Genomic DNA, 18515 nt, shown 5'->3' on the forward strand with positions numbered 1-18515 from the left:
TATTAACACTCCGATAATTAATTAAAGAATAATCTGAATCCGAGCCTAACCTGTCTTGGCGGACCGTAATTATTAATAGCATGTGACCTGATTTTATAAAGATCTACTGCCTGCTGTCCGTTAGCCTGTGCCCATAACTGGCCCTGGTAACTATCTAAGAAACCTGTGTTGCCGGCTTCTCCGGATGTAGCAAATACATCATTAATTAATTCCTGATCAAGTACATTAATTGCTAACAAATAAAGATTAGCATTTAATTTATTTAAGATCTTGAATGTTTTATCAATTTTTAGATCAAGCCTTAAATTCCAAGGTGAGTAAGCTGAATTAAGCGGAGCTATTGGCCTGTTTCCGCCAACAGAACTAACTACACCTAATACGTCTATAGAGTTATCTGAAGGTGTATAAGGTCTGCCGCTGTTAAAGCTGAATAAAACGTTAAAGCCTAAACGCGAAAGCACTCCGCCCCAGAATCCTTTGGGTACATCTGATGTTCCCCACCTGTAATCCAGTTCAATTGAACCTGTGTGTCTCTGGTCGTAGTCAAGTGCTGTTGGAATCTTAGGCTGTTCATCACCATTGTAAGCAATATTGCTCTGAGAGTTGATATCCGATCCAGTACCTGATGCAAATGCCAATCCGTATGAAATTGTAGCTCTCAAACGGTTGATTCTTCTGAGATCAAGGCTGAGATCAATACCTCTTACTATACCAAAGTCACCATTATCATATAGTGCGAAAGTATATGAATTATCCTGGGCTCTTATATTTTTAGCCTGGATAAGATCTGATGTTTCTTTATAGTAAGCTGTTAAACCAACTGTTACATAATCACCGGCTGTGTGTTTAACGCCAAGCTCATATGCTGTTGTTCTTTCAGGTTTTAACAATGGGTTATTAAATACTGTGAAATATCCTACACCGCCATCAGCCAGATCTCTTATTACCCTCTGGTTTTCATAGAGGTTTTCAAGAGCAGGAAGCTGAATGAATTTTCCATATTGTGCATGGAAAACTGTTTTATCGGTTATCGGGAATGAGAAGCCAAGCCTTGGGCTTACTTCAATTGTTTTTTCTACTGTTGTATAATCTGCTTCGTTTAAAACACCATCAGATCCTTTTAAATTTTCATATGATATAGGAACCAATGTATTCGGATCCATATAATCTACCCTGATACCAATATTGGTATTGAAATAATTGAATTCCATTTTATCAAGGAAATAGAATGCGCCTATTCTTGGTTTTTTAGGACCTTCTGTTACATTTAATCCGTTTACTATATAATCCTCTTCGATTTCATTACCATAAACATCATATCCGTATGCTTCCATAAAGTTGGAGTTTGCACCGTTTTCATCTATCACCGGATTATTGATAACTGATCCGTTACCCTGACCGTTAGCATATTTATTTGGATTGGGCAATGAGCCAAAACCTATTACGTTAGCTGAATAACTTCTTACTTTAAACTGTTTAAATTCACCGCCAAATTTTAACTCATGGTTACCGAATTTTTTTGTAAGTACCTGGTGAGTGAAGTTCAAATTAAAAGATAATGCATTTGTTTTCTGTTTTTCATATAGGCCACTTACTGTTCCGGGATTCCTGAAAACCCTGAAATTAGCGCTTGACGATACTGTACCGCCCATACCTGAAATACCGGGAACAGTATTTGTATCGCCATAAGCCAGAATTGAAGGATAAACATTTCCATCTTTACCCTGCAGGCTTGGGATCAGTTCATCAACAAAGAAAATACCATCACCTCTTTTATAGGTTGACTGCAGATATGAAGCCTGCAGGTCATAAAATGTCTTTGAACCAAATGACTGGTTAATTTTTACATAGCCCTGTTTATTGTCATCTTTTACTAAAGGATTGTGGTATGAATTGAATTTTCCGAATGAACCGGTCCACAATCTTGAAGTTTCTTCATTTCCAAAAAAGCCGCCGGTTAATGTTAAATTAACTTTACCTTTGGTCATTTCACTGATACTGATTATTGTTTTACCGGTATAGGACTGACCAGCTCTTGAAAAGTTAGGAAGAATTCCATCTTCAGCCCATAGCTCAGCTACGCTGGTTGATACAGGCTGGTCTACTAAATTATAGGTCTTTTCATAACTTCCGAAAATTGACCAATATTTTGATAATTTTTTTGTAGGAATTACAGGACCGCCGATACTTACACTGTAAATATTATAGCCCTGTGATTTTGTTTTAATATAATCACCTGCGATAACGTCAGAAACTACTTCAACAGAACCTGTATAATTTGTTTGTGCAGATTTTGTTGTAACGTTGATAACACCGCTGAGCACGTTACCGTATTCCGCGCTGAAACCACCTGTTAATACGGCAAGCTCCTGAAGAGCACCGTTTGAAACGTTAGCCGTAGAACCTCTGTCTAACGGATTATTTGTAACTATACCATCAATAATGATCTGGGTTTCACCGGTTCTGCCGCCCCTGATATTAATATTCTGGCCTTTTTCATCCTGTACAACACCGCTTGTTTTTGCAACTATATTTTCGATACCCCTGATACCGGTGTTATCGATAAATTCCGAACCTATGATCTTACCGCTTCCGTTATCTATTGTTTTTCTTTTTGCGATAATAACGGTTGTATCAATTACAACTCCGCCCACAGAAAGTGAAAAATCAACAGTAGAGGTAATACCTACGCTCACACTGATGTTATTCTGAACCTGGGAATCGTAACCTACATATGTACATTTTACTGAATATGTGCCTACCGGAACGTTTAGTATTGCGTACTGTCCGTTTTCATCGGTTCCGCTTCGCAATTGAGTTCCCTCAATTTCTACACGCGCGCCGATCAAAAGCTCACCTTTATCATCTCTTACAACACCGGCTATTTTACCGGTTGTCTGAGAAATGAGGTCAACTGTGGCAATTGTGAAAATTAGAAGAAGGGCTAAGAAGAAATGGTTAAATAGCCTCATTATATTACCTCCGATTTGTTATTTTAAAGAAAGCCCCGGCAGATATAATTGCTTATATCATACCAGGGCTCCTTAAACTGTTAAGTTTTTATTTTACTAAAACCATCTTTTTCGTTTCTGCAAAGTTACCAGCCTGCAGTCTATAGAAATAAACACCGCTTGGTAAGTTATTAGCCTTTAATTCATATTCGAATGTTCCGGCTGTTAAATTCTGTGATAACAGGTTACCAACTTCTTTACCTGTTGCATCGTATATTTTTAATGTTGCAAATCCGCTTACCGGTAAAGCAAACCTGATCTTTGTTGTCGGGTTGAACGGATTCGGATAGTTCTGCATTAACTGGAAGCCTGTCGGTACTTCACTGCTGATAGGCTGAATACCAATTACGTCAGTTCCTTTAATATAGATCATCTGTGCTGTTGAAGCAGGAGCGCCGTTAACGTTTGAACCCGGAACAGAGTCACCCTGTGTAATAATATTTACAGTGTTGCCTGCATTTCTGGGAGCAATAGCTACATAACGATAGTCTCTTAACGGACCGCTGTTATTTGTTAACTGTGTTGGTGTTGACCATGTAGCACCGTTATTTAATGAATATGATAAATATACATCAAAGAAGTTGTTTCCGATACTGCTGGTATCCTGTCTTGCTTTGTTATAAGCGCAGTATAAAGCGCCGCCAAATTCACCTCTTCCGATAACGCCTCTTGTAACTGAAAGGAATACGTCATTTGTTGAGTTTGAACCGTTTAAACCGTCTGCTGAATCGATTTTAACGGGGTTTCCGCCGTTAATTGAAGGTGACCAGAATACCATCTTTGAAGGTAAACCGGGTGTGAATGTACCTGCAACCGGATCTGTATGTGCAAGACCGATCACTACACATGGCTGTGTTCCTTTGTAAACCATGTTAATGCTTCTGATTGTACCCATACTATCTGCCGGGTTCCAGTTAAGAATTGTCTGAGGAGCACCGAATGTTGTACCGCCATCTGTTGATTCTATTAACTGCGCACCGCCCGATAATGTTAATGTAGCAACTCCGTATCTTGTGCCATCATCAGAAACAGCAACTGAATACTGTTCTGCTGTTTCACCGTTAGGAACTGCAGTCCAGCCTCTGAATGTACCGGGTGTGTTCAGGTTTGTACATACGTTATACAGACATGAATCTACGCCATTTTGTGAGCTGATAAATAATACATGATTATTTGTTGGATTAGTATATGCATACGGCCAAATGTTTCCTAATGCGGGATTTGATAGACCCGGATCTAATGTTGTCCATGTACCAGCGCCTGCAAATACGTCTACGAACAAATATGTTCTTGTTGTAGCATTTACTTCATTGCTATGAAGAAGAACAACTGCTCTGCTGTCATTTGTAGCTGTAATACACGGGAAACCGCCCCTTGTAGTAGCTACTACACCAATATAATCCCATGAAGTACCACCGTTTGATGTATAGAAATAACGGCCGTTTCTATCAGCCCAGTTCGGACCCGGATCAGTTGATGTCATAAATACAGCATGCATTTCAAGTGGATTTGCCGGATTCTGCCAGATATACTGTAATACAGAATTTGACTGAAGGTCATACTGTGTTCTTGCGTTCACATTCACTTCAGAAAGTGTCCAGGTAGCTGGAGCATCTGACTGCTGGTATACTATCGGTTGTTCCTGCAGATCATAATCTACCCTTTGGCTATTATAAACAAATGGACCGTTATCGCCTCTTAAAGCGTCGCCATTCCATACAATTTTGTAGCTTTTGTGTCTGTCTGTTGAAAAAGTAGTACTGACCGCACCGATCATTACAACTACCAACAAGAGAGTAAACAGTTTGTTGTACATTAGATTTTTCTCCTATGTTTTTATGAATAAATTGAGATTTTTGCTAATTATTTGAATTCAATATAATAGATTTAAATAAACTTGTCAAGTAATTTAATTATAAAAATAAATTTTGTCCTTGTTAATTTTCCATTAATTTATTTAAGAATCACCATTTTTTTAACATCTGAATAGAACCCTGCTTCTATTTTGTAGAAGTAAACACCGCTTGAAATTTCAGCAGCATTAAAATCTATTTTATATGTTCCGGCTCCCAGTTTACCGTTATATATTGTGCTTACTTCCCTGCCAAGAATATCGTAGAGACTGAGCTTCACAATATCTTCTTTCGGAACATCAAACCTGATAGTAGTTGAAGGATTGAACGGATTCGGATAGTTCTGGAAAAGACTGAAACGTTCAGGAACATTTGAAGAGATCTGTTCGATACCAATTACACCGAATTTATTTTTTGCATTATTTGAATTATTCCTGAGATCAGCAAGGTCATTTCCTTTTACAACCGCATAACCAACAACAACGGAATCGTTATTATTCAGATTCATGGGTCCCGCAGAAATTACAAAACAATTTATTCCGGGTCCCTGGTAACCGCTTACTATACCGTTGCTCATCGCATCCCACTTTTCCTGTGTGGTAAAGCCAGTCAAAACTTCACTGGCATTCAACGCTTTAAAATTAAGGTTTTGATTTGAAAGCAGGCTTACGCCTATGTACGGATTTGTTGCAGAATTATTAAAAGTGTAACCGATCTTGTTCGCAGTATCAAGCGATGTAATGTTATTCGTATTTACACCGTTAGGAGTAGCATAAAGATACATAGCTGCATACATATTGGAAATAGATGCACCGCTGGTATTTTTAATTGTATACCTTAATATTATATAGTTTGCATCCGGGGCAGTGTTCCATGCAAAGCTTTCTGATCTTACAGTTACCCCAATTTTATTTGAACCGGCGCCATTATCGTTAAAATATCCTTTGCCGTCTTCGTTTGAAAGAATCCCGGGCAAAGTCATGTTATATGAATTAATAGCTGTGAAATCTGTATCAGAAGAAGTTGCAGGAGCAGTTCCTTTTCTAACCGCATCAGAAACTTTTGTATTGCTTACACCTATCATCAGCCCGCCTTCGAGAACCTGGTTGCCTGTATAAGTTGGTATAGAAAGACCGCTTCCGTAAGCCTGTGTTTTCTTCCCAACAGCACCGTCTTTTGTAAGTGATAGCTTCATATTATTGATAGTATGCGTAGCCCATCCCTGCCTGAATGTAACTGTAAAATTTGCAGTGTTATTATCATGGTAAGCATTAGCCGATGTTCTTAATGAAAATGTCACAACCTTATCAAACGGGCAGCTTGATTTAGCTTTTACCCTGAAAGTATTGGTTATACCTGTAGAATATGTTGTGTATGCCGAAAGGTTACCCGCATATACTGAATCCTGAACTATTTCTACATCAGGGTCATTTGAAGTTAGCCTTAAAGAAACATTATTGCCTGCAAGCCAGATATTTTTATAAGTCAGGTTTACTGTAACTGTTTCATTGATATCAAATACTTTATCATTATTTCCGTATAATGAATCACTTATCTGCTGCGAGATCCTGGAAATAATCGGAAGATCACTTACGCATTTGAATGCATTTACCCTGCCGGTACCAAGCATACCAACATAAGTGGGATTAATATTATATATACTGTCAACTCCAAGAAGCAGCCTTTCGACAACCTGTGTATTTGTCCAGGAAGGATATTTGGAACGGATAAGCCCTACTACACCGCATGTAACCGGGGTTGACATTGATGTACCGCTGTTAAGTCCGTAAATATTATTATATAAAGTACTAAGTATATTTTCACCGGGCGCTGAAATATCAACGGTGGAATGATAATTAGAAAAGCTTGATTTAACATCTGTTGCATTAGTAGAAGCAACATTTATCACATTATCATAAGATCCGGGATACCTTGGAACATTTGAACCGTCATTGCCTGCAGATGCACAAATAACAACACCTGCTGACCATGCATTATTGATAATATTCTGAGTAGCTGAGCTGAATGTAGCTCCGCCAAAACTGCAGTTTATAACCTTTGCCCCGTTTTGATATTGATAAACAATACCGCTGTTTGAATTATATATATTGTTATCCGGAACGTCAGGGGCATGTTTTGTAATTCTGAGCTTAACCTTGAATCCGGGTCCGGCGCCATGAGTATTATTATTAGTAACCTGTGAAGCACAGCCTGAAACATGAACACCGTGGTCGCTGCCGCCCATTACATTGGGGTCATTATCTCCGTTATAAAAATCCCAGCCTCTCAGATCATCTATATAACCATTGCCGTCATTATCTATACCGTCATCGGGATCAGTCCACAGGTATTTTATATTCGCGCCAAGATCAGGATGGTCCAGATCGCCGCCGCTGTCAACAATTCCGATAACTACGTTAGTATCACCCTGGGTAATATCCCAGGCCTGGTAAGAATTAATTCTTCCAATATGATACTGGTTTGCAATTTCAGGATCGTTAGGAACAAATAATGCCTCATAAACAAATTCGGGTTCAGCCCATTCAAGAATATCACGGTTAGCTTTCAGTATCTCATTTGAAAGATCTGTTGGATCGATATTACCGTTGTATTTAATAGTAACAAAACGGTCAAGGTCTTCATCACCGGGCAAACGTTTGCTTAAATCCTTTTTTAACGGGAATGGTTTATAAACACTTTTAACTTCGTATTGCTGAATAATATTATCAATTGAAGGGGTCGCTGTTGAAAGTGAGGAAATATTATTATTTGGAGCTTTAAATTTAATATTTATGATTCCGGGTTGATATTTTGCTCCGTCAGAAGTTCTTAAAATTACCCTGTCACCGATCTTTTTATACTTAAGATCCGGGCTATCCTTAAAGCTGAAAAATGATAATAACATTGGGCAAAGTAAAAACAGCCAGTACTTTTTCATTTCAAATACAATTAAATTTAGTTGAATTAATAGTACAATCTATATATAAAACTAAACATTTTCAATGCTTTTTTACTATTTCAGCGTGTATTTGAATATTATTAACCTGCTATTTTAGTTTTATTTACAAAAACAGCGGCTTCACATATTAATAAAGTATTAGTCTGCTCACTTAATTAAAACCATCTTTTTGGAAATTGAATTCCACCTGCCTGAATTTTCTTCATTGTATTCCATTACATAATAGTAAACACCGCTGGCTAGATTTGCCGCATTGAAATCTGCTTTGTAACTGCCCCTTGCCATTTCACCTTCCGCAAGTATGCTTACAAGCTCTCCAGCTGAATTGTATACCTTCAGCTTTACAAATGAATTTACCGGAACACTGAATTCAATCTGTGTAACCGGATTAAACGGATTTGGATAATTTTGCTTGAGTTCGAATTCTTCCGGAATAATATTATTAATATTTTGAATCCCGATAGGACTGCACGAAAGACCGTTATCATATACCTTTATAAACACAATTTGTGCGTTAGATGTACTTGAGCCGTTAATACTGCTTCCCGGAATTGAGTCGCGCTGAGCTGTTATGTGAATTGCATTATTTTGTTCAGCAATACTTGGATACCTGAAATCCCGCAGTGGTCCTGATGTGTTTGTGATTTGATATGAAGTACCCCATAAAGCACCTGAAGTTACAGTACACTTTAAGTGAATATCAAAAAAATTGTTTCCGGCAGCATCTGTATCATTTCTCGCTTTACAATAAGCTACAAAGTAAACAGAACTAAACACAGAATATCCGATTACTGGCCTGCAAACACCGCTAAAAACATCGTTAGTAGGATTTGAACCGGTTAATCCCATGGAAGAATCTATCTTTTGAGGACTACCGTTATTAACAGTTGGAGACCAAAAAATTATATGACTTATTTTCTTCGGAAAATATTCACCGCTTGTAGGTGATCTTTTACACACTTCAAATACTACACTTGGGGTTTCGCCGTAATAAGAACAATCAATACCTCTAAGCGCTGCAAGACTATCGGTATTATAATTAGCCGCCCATATTGTCACGGGTTCAGACCAGCTTAGTCCGCTGTTACTTGATTCAATAAATTTCACTGAGCCGGGCGCTACATTAGTTTGCATTGATGTTATAAAGGCTATCCCTATTTTATCAGGTGTGACATCTATAGCGCTCATTATGGGTGAAGAGAAACTGTCTATGTTCGTATATCCGGAAAATGTACCGGGTGGATTAAAGTTAGTACAACTATTTTTAAAAGGTGAACAGGTGAAAAAAAGATGGTTATTTGTATTCCTTATTATACCGACAGGATTTAAAGGAACTATTGAATTTGCCAAACCAGGATCCAGGGTTGTCCAAGTACCCGCTCCGGCGAATACATCCACATATACTAATGTTCTTAAGCTGCCGTTATCTGAACTGCTTGTTAATATTACAGCGCGGCTATCATTGGTAAATGTCAATGAAGGGAATCCTGCGCGTGTTTGCGCAACTTCGCCAATGTAGTCCCAGGAAGTCCCTCCATTGGATGTATAAAAATACCTGACATTTCGGTTGGTGTATGCGGGGGGTGGATCTGTTGAAACCAAAAAACAGGCATGCATTTCCAATGGATTTGAGGGATTCACTTCGAGCATATGCGTGGAACCTAAAGACTGCATATCGTAAACGGTTCTGCCGTTTACATTAACTTCAGTTATAGTGGAACCTTGAGAATGCAAAAAATTTGAGTTGGATACCATCAAACATAACAGGGCTAAATACAAGGTTGTTTTCATTTCAGGTTAAATTTAGTTAGTGCCGTATTACAAAAATAATAGTTTTATAGATAAAAAATTATTTAATATTTGAATATTCTAAAACCGGTTATTACAAATTTATTCAGTTTGGAGAGCTTAAAGCAAAGAAATATTTAGATAATTTGATGATTATATTTCTGCATGATTTATATCATTTATGAAGAATATGCCCGTTTTTATGCAGATTTTAAACCTTTATAAAAGACAGTTTTATAAAAATTAGTAACAAAGATTTTAGACGAGAAAATTACATAACTGTATATTTTCCTTATTGTTGTTTAATTTTGAATAATCAGAAATTACTTATAAATATAAAGCTATATGAGATCTAATAAACTTGCTGAATTAATTAAGACGATGGATCAAAAGGATCAGAAAAAATTAAAATCATTCATTACTTCAGGATATTTTAACAGAAGCATTGAAATAACAGCGTTATTTAATTATTTAAAGAAGAAAAATTTTGAAGCAGGATCAATTTTTTTTAATGAAACACTCGCAAAAGAAATATTCGGGAAAAAAATAAATAAATACAGGTTCAATCGTGTATTAAATGAATTTACACAATTAATTTATGTGTTTTTTATCAATGAGTACATCAAAAATAATCAAACAGCTAAGCTTGAGCTGCTATTGAAAATCCTTTTCAGGAAAAAAGCTTTTACAAACACACTGGACGTGCTCAATAATTTAAAAACAATAAATACCGTTAATGCTGAGCTGAAAAGCGGAATATACCGTAGAAATTTTTTAATCGAAAAATTCAGAAATGAGCTTTCTTTTGTGAATTTGCTCTACAGCCGTGAAATGGCATTTCAGAAATTGTCAGACTCGGCAGATAAATATTTTATACTGGAAAAGCTGAAAGCATTTATTATGGCTGCCAAACAAAGCAGGGAAACAACTCTTGGAGCAAATTATATGCTTAATTTTAAACAGGAAATTACCGGCTACATTTCCCGTAACGAAAGTACTTTTAAAAATGAAGAGCCGTTGATCTATTGTTATTACCTTTCATTAAAAATGAATGAAGAGAAAAATGAAGTAACCTGTTTTAACCAGTTTAAAAAATATTTTTTTTCGGTTATAGAAATATTAAATGAAGAAGAGCTCAAAGACCTTCTGATGGATTATAAGGATAATTGCGATGACAGAACTCTACTCAACAGGATAAGATTCGGGAATGAGATCGTAAACGCTTACATGCTGATGGATAAGAAAAATTTATTTACATCAGAAGGTTTTATAAGCAATATAGATTTTATGAATGCAGTAATAACGGGTTTATCTTTTAATAAAAACTGGGCGGTTTATTTTTTTGATAAATACAAAAACCTGCTGCAGGAAATCGGTAAGGATGATATTATTCATCTTGTTAATGCCAGCATTTTACTCCATGAAAAGAAATATTCAGATTCATTGACTGAGCTTAGCTTAATAACATCTAGGGAATTTTATTTTTACTTAAGAATAAGGCTTTTAAGGATCAAGTTATTTTTCGAATTGAATGACACCGAATCTTTAATGTATATAATTGACAGCGTGAAACATTACATAAAAAGGAAAAAACATATTTTGGGTGTTAACTATTTACTTGTAAACAATTTTTTGAATTCTGTATTAAAACTTCTTAAGCTCAAAAACAAGTATGATAAAGCCTTTTACAGGCTTTTCAGTTCATACCTGAAAAAAGAAGAAGCTATTTACGCCAAAGACTGGATAAATACACAATTGATGCAACTCAGCAAATAATATTTTTATAAATTAAAAATATTTATGAATTGATTAACTATACTATAATAGGCATATTTGAGAGATATGCTTAAAATTTTTGATTGGTTTATTGATAGAATTGAGTTCTTTTTCCTTGAAGTCGGCCGGATTTCGCTGTTAATATGGGGTATTATCATCAGTTTACCCAGGGTTTTCAGAGATAGAAAGCTGATTCTTGATCAGATGGAACATATTGGAGTTGGTTCAATTCCTCTTGTAATTATAATCGGCTTCTTTACCGGTGCGGTTTCTGCCTGGCAGGCGGCATACCAATTCCAGGGATTTATTTCTTTATCATATCTTGGTTCTGCTGTAACAAAAGCTATTTTTATCGAGCTTGGACCGGTTCTAACGGCAATTGTTCTTGCCGGCAGGATCGGCGCATCTATTGCTGCTGAGATCGGGACTATGAAGGTCACAGAACAGATCGATGCGCTTGAATCACTTGCAATTAACCCTGTAAGATATCTTGTAATGCCAAGATTCCTAGCAAGTATCCTGATGCTGCCAGTTTTAACAGTTATTGCCAATACCATTGCTATTCTTGGTGCATTCGGGGTATCATATTTTTTTATGGATGTATCATTCCAGGTATTTTTTACCAGCGCAAAACGTGTATTTGAAATTAAAGATATTGCCGGAGGCTTGATAAAAGCATTTTTCTTCGGAGCTTCAATTTCTATATTAGGTTGTCATGTAGGGCTTCATGCAAAAGGCGGCGCCCTTGGAGTTGGTAATGCGACTATCAGGGCATTCGTACTTGCTGCATCAATGACACTGATACTTGATTATGTTTTATGGACTACAATATTCGGGTAATAAAAATTTTACACATTTTAACTGAAATACTATATAGAGAAAAAGCCGTTTAGTTTTACTAAACGGCTTTTTTAATATCTCAATTTTGAAATAAGTAAATTATGATTTAATACATTTCAACAAGGGCTCTTGCCATGATCATTTTCTGTACTTCACTAGTTCCCTCGCCTATTGTTGTAAGCTTTACATCACGGTATAATTTTTCTACGGGGAATTCTTTAATAAATCCGTATCCGCCGTGTATCTGTATAGCTTCATTGGTAGCTTTGCAGGCTATTTCACTTGCATAATATTTTGCAAGTGAAGCTGCGAATTTAAAATCCTTGCCTTCATCTCTCATTACCGCGGCTTTATAAGTCAAAAGCCTTGCAGCTTCAACTTCAGTTGCCATATCAGCAATTTTGAACTGTATGCCCTGGAATTCGGAAAGTGATTTGCCGAACTGTTTGCGCTGCTTGGCGTATTTAACGGAATGGTCTAATGCAGCCTGTGCAATGCCGACAGAAAGCGCAGCTATTGAAATTCTTCCGCCATCAAGTATCTGCATGCACTGTTTAAAGCCTTCACCTTCTTTTCCTATAAGGTTTTCAGCGGGTACTTTACAGTTATCAAAGATAAGCTCACATGTATCGCTTGAGCGCATTCCAAGCTTATTTTCCTTTTTGCCAACGCTGAATCCTTCGAAGCCTTTTTCTACTATAAATGCAGAAATACCGCGTGAACCTTTGGATTTATCTGTAACCGCAGTAACAACTGCTGTTTCACCAACACCGCCCTGGGTTATAAAACATTTGCTGCCATTTAGAATGTAGTAGTTGCCATCTTTAACAGCAGTTGTTGCCATACCGGCAGCATCACTGCCTGATACATTTTCAGTTAAACCCCATGCGCCAAGTTTCCTGCCTGATGCAAGATCGGGAACATATTTCTTTTTTAATTCATCGTTAGAAAAGGTATAAATATGGTTTGTACATAAACCGTTATGCGAAGCGACAGTTAAGCCCATTGAAGGATCTGCTTTGGAAATTTCTTCAACTATTATAGCATAGTCTAATATAGTTAAATTAGAGCCTTCATATTCTTCAGGGAACATTATACCTAAAAAGCCCATTTCGCCAAGCTCTTTAGCAATTTCCCAGGGGAATTCTGAGGTTTCATCATACTTCATAACCACAGGGGCTATCCTGTTCTGAGCGAAATCACGGGCTAGCTTCTGTATCTCTAAATTACTCTCCGATAAATTAAAATTCATGCTGTATATTTTTTAAGTTATTAATTTTTAATTTAAGTAAACAGCTCATCTACAAAATCATAAGGGGTAACTTCCCTTTCGGAAATTTTTGCGATCTCTTTATCAAGCAGAGCTTTTCTTTCATCAGTCCAGAATTTATTTTCAAGCTTATTGTTTACCAGCTCATTTATCTGCTTTATCAGATTTTCTCTGCGTTTTAGCTGAAGCTTACCTTTTTCTTCAAGATACTTTTTATGCAGCATGATAAAATCATACAGCTCATCAATTCCTTTGTTTCTTGAAGCAACTGTTTTAAGCACGGGTATTTCCCTGTCACTTTCCCTGGTCATTTTCAGATGAAGCATAGTTCTGAGCGCAACTCCAAGCGCTTCTGAGCCTTCCCTGTCTGATTTATTGATTACAAATATATCACCTATTTCCATAAGCCCGGCTTTCATTGTTTGCACTGCGTCACCTGATTCAGGAACAAGCACAACAATTGTTGTATCAGCGGTCTGGGCTATATCCAGCTCACTTTGTCCAACGCCAACAGTTTCAATAATAATGAAATCTTTACCGCTTGCATCAAGTATTTCACAGGCTTCTTTTGCTTTTTTAGAAAGTCCGCCTAAGCTGCCGCGTGTTGCCATTGACCTGATGAAAACATCATCATCAGTACCTGACTCCTGCATTCTAATGCGGTCGCCAAGTAAAGCCCCCCCGGTAAACGGACTGGTTGGATCAACAGCAATAATTCCAATTTTATATCCTTTAGCTCTTAATACTTTAGAAAGCGCATTTGTAATTGTGCTTTTGCCTGCACCCGGAGGTCCGGTGATTCCGATAAGATAAGCTTTGCCGGTATTTTTGTAAAGCTTTTTTAAAAGCTCACCTGCCTGCTTTGATTCATTTTCTACAAGGGATATCCCTCTTGCGACTGCAGTCTTTTCTGAGTTCAGTATTTTTTCAGCTAAATGATCTAACACTTTTTATATAAATATATTATTTTTTGTTCTTGAAAAATTCAGTAGTTATTTTTAAACCGGATTCAATATCTGTTTCTGGCTGCCAGCCAAGCTCTTTACTGATCTTTTCAAAGCTTAAAACTGAACGCATCTGTTCGCCAAGCTTTGCCGGACCGTGTTTTTCTTCAAACTTTGTACCGGCGTAATGATTTATCCTGTCAAAAATGTAATTTACATCTGTTTCACGGGTTGTGGATACATTATAGATCACCGGGCCTTTGGCCTCGAGAGCAAGTACGTTAGCTTTTACAACATCCTTCACAAATACGTAATCACGCGTCTGTTTGCCGTCACCGTTTATCAGCGGCTGAGAGCCGCTTAAGATCTTATCTGTAAAAATAGCAATTACGCCGCACTCACCATGCGGATTCTGCCTGGGCCCGTAAACATTTGCGTAACGAAGCACTACATAATCAAGTCCGTAAACAAAATTATAATAATACAGATATTTTTCTACACAGTTCTTGTTTATACCATAGGGAGCTGAAGGCCTGACAGGATGATCCTCATCTGCCGGGAAATATTCATGCTCGCCGTAAATTGCGCCGCCTGTTGATGCAAAGATGAATTTTTTAACACCGTGAATCCTTGCATTTTCCAGCAGGTTCACAGAACCTGCAATGTTTACATTTATATCAAATTTCGGGTCTTCAACTGATTTCCTGAGATCTATTTGCGCAGCATGATGATTGATAATATCGATCTTATTTTCAGTAAATACTTTCGATATCTCGCTGTCACAAATATCCATTTCGTAAAACTTAGCTTTTGGATTAATATATTCCTTTACCCCGGTTGACATATTATCCACAATAATAACTTCATGACCACTTTCTATATAAGCATCAACAATGTTTGACCCTATGAATCCTGCACCACCGGTTACTAAAACTCTCATTTAAAAATTATCCTTCACTATTATTACAGACCCTTTAAACCTATATCAGTTCTGTTATATTTATTTTCAAAATTTATGTTTGCTGCATTATGATATGCTATATTTATCGCTTCCTTTAGCCCTATAGGTGATATACCGGTAACATTTATGACCCTTCCTCCCGCAGTAAACACTTTTCCATCCTCAAAACTTGTACCGGCATGGAACACTATAGCATCAGGTGAAATGCCTTCAAGCCCTTTAATTTCTTTGCCTGTTTCGTACTCATCAGGATAGCCGGCTGAAGCAAGAACTACTGTGCAGCAATACCCGTTATTAAGTGTCAGCTTATAATCTTTAATTTTTCCTTTAGCTGATGCTGTGAACATTTCTGTTATATCACTGCTTATGAGAGGAAGAACAACCTGAGTTTCAGGATCGCCAAACCGGGTATTGAATTCAATTACATACGGCTCCCCGGTTTTATCTATCATTAAACCGCAATATAAACAGCCTTTGAATTCATTTCCTTCACTTTTCATATACTTCAATACAGGCTCAATGATCTTTGCCCTGATACTTTTCATTATTGCAGGCGTTACAGCTTTATCAGCAGGAGCGTATGCTCCCATTCCGCCTGTATTTTTACCAGTTTCGCCGTCGCCAATTTTTTTATGGTCCTGAGATGCTGGCAGCACTATATAATCTGTTCCGTCACAAATTGCAAATACAGATGCCTCTGTTCCTTCAAGGAACTGTTCTATGACAATGTTGTCTCCTGCAGAGCCGAATATCTTATCATCAAATAATTCATTAACGGTCTTAATAGCATCATCAATATTGGTACAGATAATAACCCCTTTGCCTGCAGCCAGCCCGTCTGCTTTGATGACCAGCGGGTATGTCGCAGTACTGATGTGATCAAACACTTCGGCTTTTTGGCTTAAGCTGAAAGTCTTATATTCTGCAGTGGGAATATTATTGCGCTTCATGAAATCTTTTGCAAATATCTTGCTGTGTTCAAGCTTTGCTGCACTTTTTTGCGGACCGAAGATCAAAAGCCCTTCCTTATTGAATAAATCTACAATACCTTTTTCAAGCGGAACTTCAGGTCCGACAACTGTGAGCTCTATATTATTTTCCTTGACAAATTTGAGTAACCCTTCGATATCATCTGCTTTTATATCAACACAATTTGCAAGCTCATTAATACCGGCATTGCCCGGTGCGCAAAAAAGCTCAGTAACATTCTTGCTCTGCTTAAGCTTCCATGTAATTGCATGTTCTCTTCCGCCGGAACCTATAACAAGTACTTTCATATCAGGCACTCACCTCTTCACTTTTATAAAGCAGGTTAAATTCATTTGCAAGTTTGCCGGTCAGGCGTTTGCGGTCATACATACCGGTTACCTGCTCATTCGGCACAGGCAGGCTGCCTGCCTTAAATTTTTCGTAGAAATTTAATATTGCATCAGCTATTGCAGCTGCATCATTGGGTTCAGTAAGTATAACAGCGCCATGCATATCAAGTGATCTTCTTGCTACGCCTTCAGGCACACAAGCAAGGATCGGTTTATTAGCGCCGAAATATTCATACAGTTTACCTGTTGAGTGAAGGTCTGAGCGCTCGCTTTTGTTTATCATCATCCAAAGAACATCTGATTCTGCCAGGTATTTTGTACAAACTGAGTGTTCAACATATCCGACTATATTAACAGCTTCTTCAAGTCCCTGCTGTTTTATATAATCTTTATACTGCTCAGGGAAAGTACCAATGAAGTATGCTTTAATATTGCTTTTCAGCTCAGGTAATTTCTCAACAGCAAGCTTTAAACCATCAATAAAATGTTTAGGTGTGTAATAATTAAGGAAACTGCCTGAATATGAGATCCGCATTTTTTCATTATGCTTTACTGCAGTCCTGTTAAAATCATCAGGGTCAAATCCTTGCGGAATTACGGAGACTTTTTCATCATTTACAAACGGGTATCTTAAGTGGATCAGCTCTTTTATCTTATCATTTATTGTTATAATCTTATCCGCGCATTTCAGCACACCCGTTTCCAGGGTTTTATGTTTGCTTTTATGCAGAGGGGTTGGATAAAAATTATTTGGGCAGTCTATCCATGAATCCCTGTAATCAATTACCAGGGGGATATTGAATTTTTCTTTAAGTTCGCAAGCTATCAGAAAATCAGTATAAGGAGGAGCTGTTGCATAAAGCATTTCAATATTGTTCTCTGTTATAATTTTAGAGGCAAGCTCAACAGCTTTGGTTTTCCATAATATTTTTGAATCGGGTATTAAGAAGGTTTGCGAAATATTGCTTAATAACTTGCGGTTTGAATCATTTTTAAATTTAACAACCTTGTGGCCATTGGTTTCAAGCTCGCCTGAACCAGTGCGGTAAATTTTTACACCGGCTTTTTCGACCTCATGCAATAAACAATAATCACTCGCAAGGTACAGTTTTGGAGTTACCGTTAGGATATAAGGCTGCCACTCATATAGATTCAGGTATTTGGCGAACTTAGCAGTTCTTTGAACGCCGCCCATACCCATTGGCGGAAAGTAATATGATATTATTAATACTTTCTTCAATAATCCGTGAATTTTTCCAAAAATCTGTTTTTTTGAGTAATTTCAAAGTTAATTAAAAATTGAGTTTCATTCAATTTATATAGTAATGCACTATAAATCGAACATATAAGCCTTATATATTGTGAATATTGAATTTATTTTAATAATCTTTCAACAATTAAAAAAGATTGTGAAATTCTAACTGGCAGACAGACAAAAGGCGAACTCAACTGAGTCCGCCTTTTATTGAATGGCTTCCGAAGCTTATAACCACCAGTGTTATAATATTTCGGTCCATTCGGGGAAATTAGAAGGAAAAATATGTGTGTTATTACGGGGATAATAAACTTGGTTGATATGTATTCTAAAAAATTGTTTTTCCACAATTCCATGTTTAAAATACCCGGTGAATCTTTGAAATTTATGATTACCCAGCCACAGGCTGAGTTCATTAATGTATACTTCCGAAATCTGTATTAAACAGGTTACATCCGTATTCATATTTCTTGTTGTAATATATGTACAGGTTCTAACCCACACGTATATTCCAGTTTTAAGTTCACCGGGGAATTATA

11 protein-coding genes are annotated in these 18515 nt (G+C 37.2%); 2 read left to right on the forward strand and 9 right to left on the reverse strand.

Annotated elements, in window-relative coordinates; all coding sequences use genetic code 11:
- Nucleotides 1-17 precede the first annotated feature (17 nt).
- The 4 genes from J0M37_15095 to J0M37_15110 form a co-directional block, all read right to left on the reverse strand.
- Nucleotides 18-2972 carry a TonB-dependent receptor gene (locus tag J0M37_15095; protein ID MBN8586415.1) on the reverse strand — a complete coding sequence of 985 codons (2955 nt, stop codon included), beginning with the start codon at nt 2970-2972 and terminating at the stop codon, nt 18-20.
- 88 nt (nt 2973-3060) lie between these two features.
- On the reverse strand, nt 3061-4827 hold the full coding sequence (locus J0M37_15100; protein MBN8586416.1) for a T9SS type A sorting domain-containing protein: 1767 nt from the start codon (nt 4825-4827) through the stop codon (nt 3061-3063).
- Nucleotides 4828-4964: 137 nt separating this feature from the next.
- A complete protein-coding gene (locus J0M37_15105) occupies nt 4965-7802 on the reverse strand; it encodes a S8 family peptidase (protein MBN8586417.1) in 2838 nt (945 codons plus the stop codon).
- Between the two features lie 168 nt (nt 7803-7970).
- Nucleotides 7971-9614 carry a T9SS type A sorting domain-containing protein gene (locus tag J0M37_15110; protein ID MBN8586418.1) on the reverse strand — a complete coding sequence of 548 codons (1644 nt, stop codon included), beginning with the start codon at nt 9612-9614 and terminating at the stop codon, nt 7971-7973.
- Nucleotides 9615-9956: 342 nt separating this feature from the next.
- Here J0M37_15110 and J0M37_15115 point away from each other — a divergent pair, with 342 nt between their 5' ends.
- Nucleotides 9957-11387 (forward strand): hypothetical protein, encoded by a 1431-nt coding sequence (locus J0M37_15115; protein MBN8586419.1) that lies wholly within the window; start codon nt 9957-9959, stop codon nt 11385-11387.
- Between the two features lie 66 nt (nt 11388-11453).
- Entirely contained in the window at nt 11454-12227 is a 774-nt protein-coding gene (locus tag J0M37_15120; GenBank protein MBN8586420.1) for an ABC transporter permease, read from the forward strand.
- Between the two features lie 106 nt (nt 12228-12333).
- On the opposite strand, the gene J0M37_15125 is transcribed toward J0M37_15120, so the two are convergent.
- From J0M37_15125 to J0M37_15145, 5 genes are read right to left on the reverse strand one after another with little or no spacing between them, the layout of a single operon-like run.
- On the reverse strand, nt 12334-13479 hold the full coding sequence (locus J0M37_15125) for an acyl-CoA dehydrogenase (GenBank protein ID MBN8586421.1): 1146 nt from the start codon (nt 13477-13479) through the stop codon (nt 12334-12336).
- A gap of 32 nt (nt 13480-13511) precedes the next feature.
- Nucleotides 13512-14444, reverse strand: coding sequence for a methylmalonyl Co-A mutase-associated GTPase MeaB (gene meaB, locus J0M37_15130; protein ID MBN8586422.1), 933 nt, complete (start codon nt 14442-14444; stop codon nt 13512-13514).
- 16 nt (nt 14445-14460) lie between these two features.
- A complete protein-coding gene (locus J0M37_15135; GenBank protein ID MBN8586423.1) occupies nt 14461-15381 on the reverse strand; it encodes an NAD-dependent epimerase/dehydratase family protein in 921 nt (306 codons plus the stop codon).
- Nucleotides 15382-15404: 23 nt separating this feature from the next.
- The gene (gene purD, locus J0M37_15140; protein ID MBN8586424.1) at nt 15405-16679 is read right to left on the reverse strand and encodes a phosphoribosylamine--glycine ligase; all 1275 of its coding nucleotides are present in this window, start codon (nt 16677-16679) and stop codon (nt 15405-15407) included.
- A gap of 1 nt (nt 16680) precedes the next feature.
- Nucleotides 16681-17961 (reverse strand): glycosyltransferase, encoded by a 1281-nt coding sequence (locus tag J0M37_15145; protein MBN8586425.1) that lies wholly within the window; start codon nt 17959-17961, stop codon nt 16681-16683.
- Nucleotides 17962-18515: the final 554 nt, after the last annotated feature.

Source organism: Ignavibacteria bacterium (assembly GCA_017303675.1).
GTDB lineage: Bacteria > Bacteroidota > Ignavibacteria > Tepidaquicellales > OLB5 > OLB5.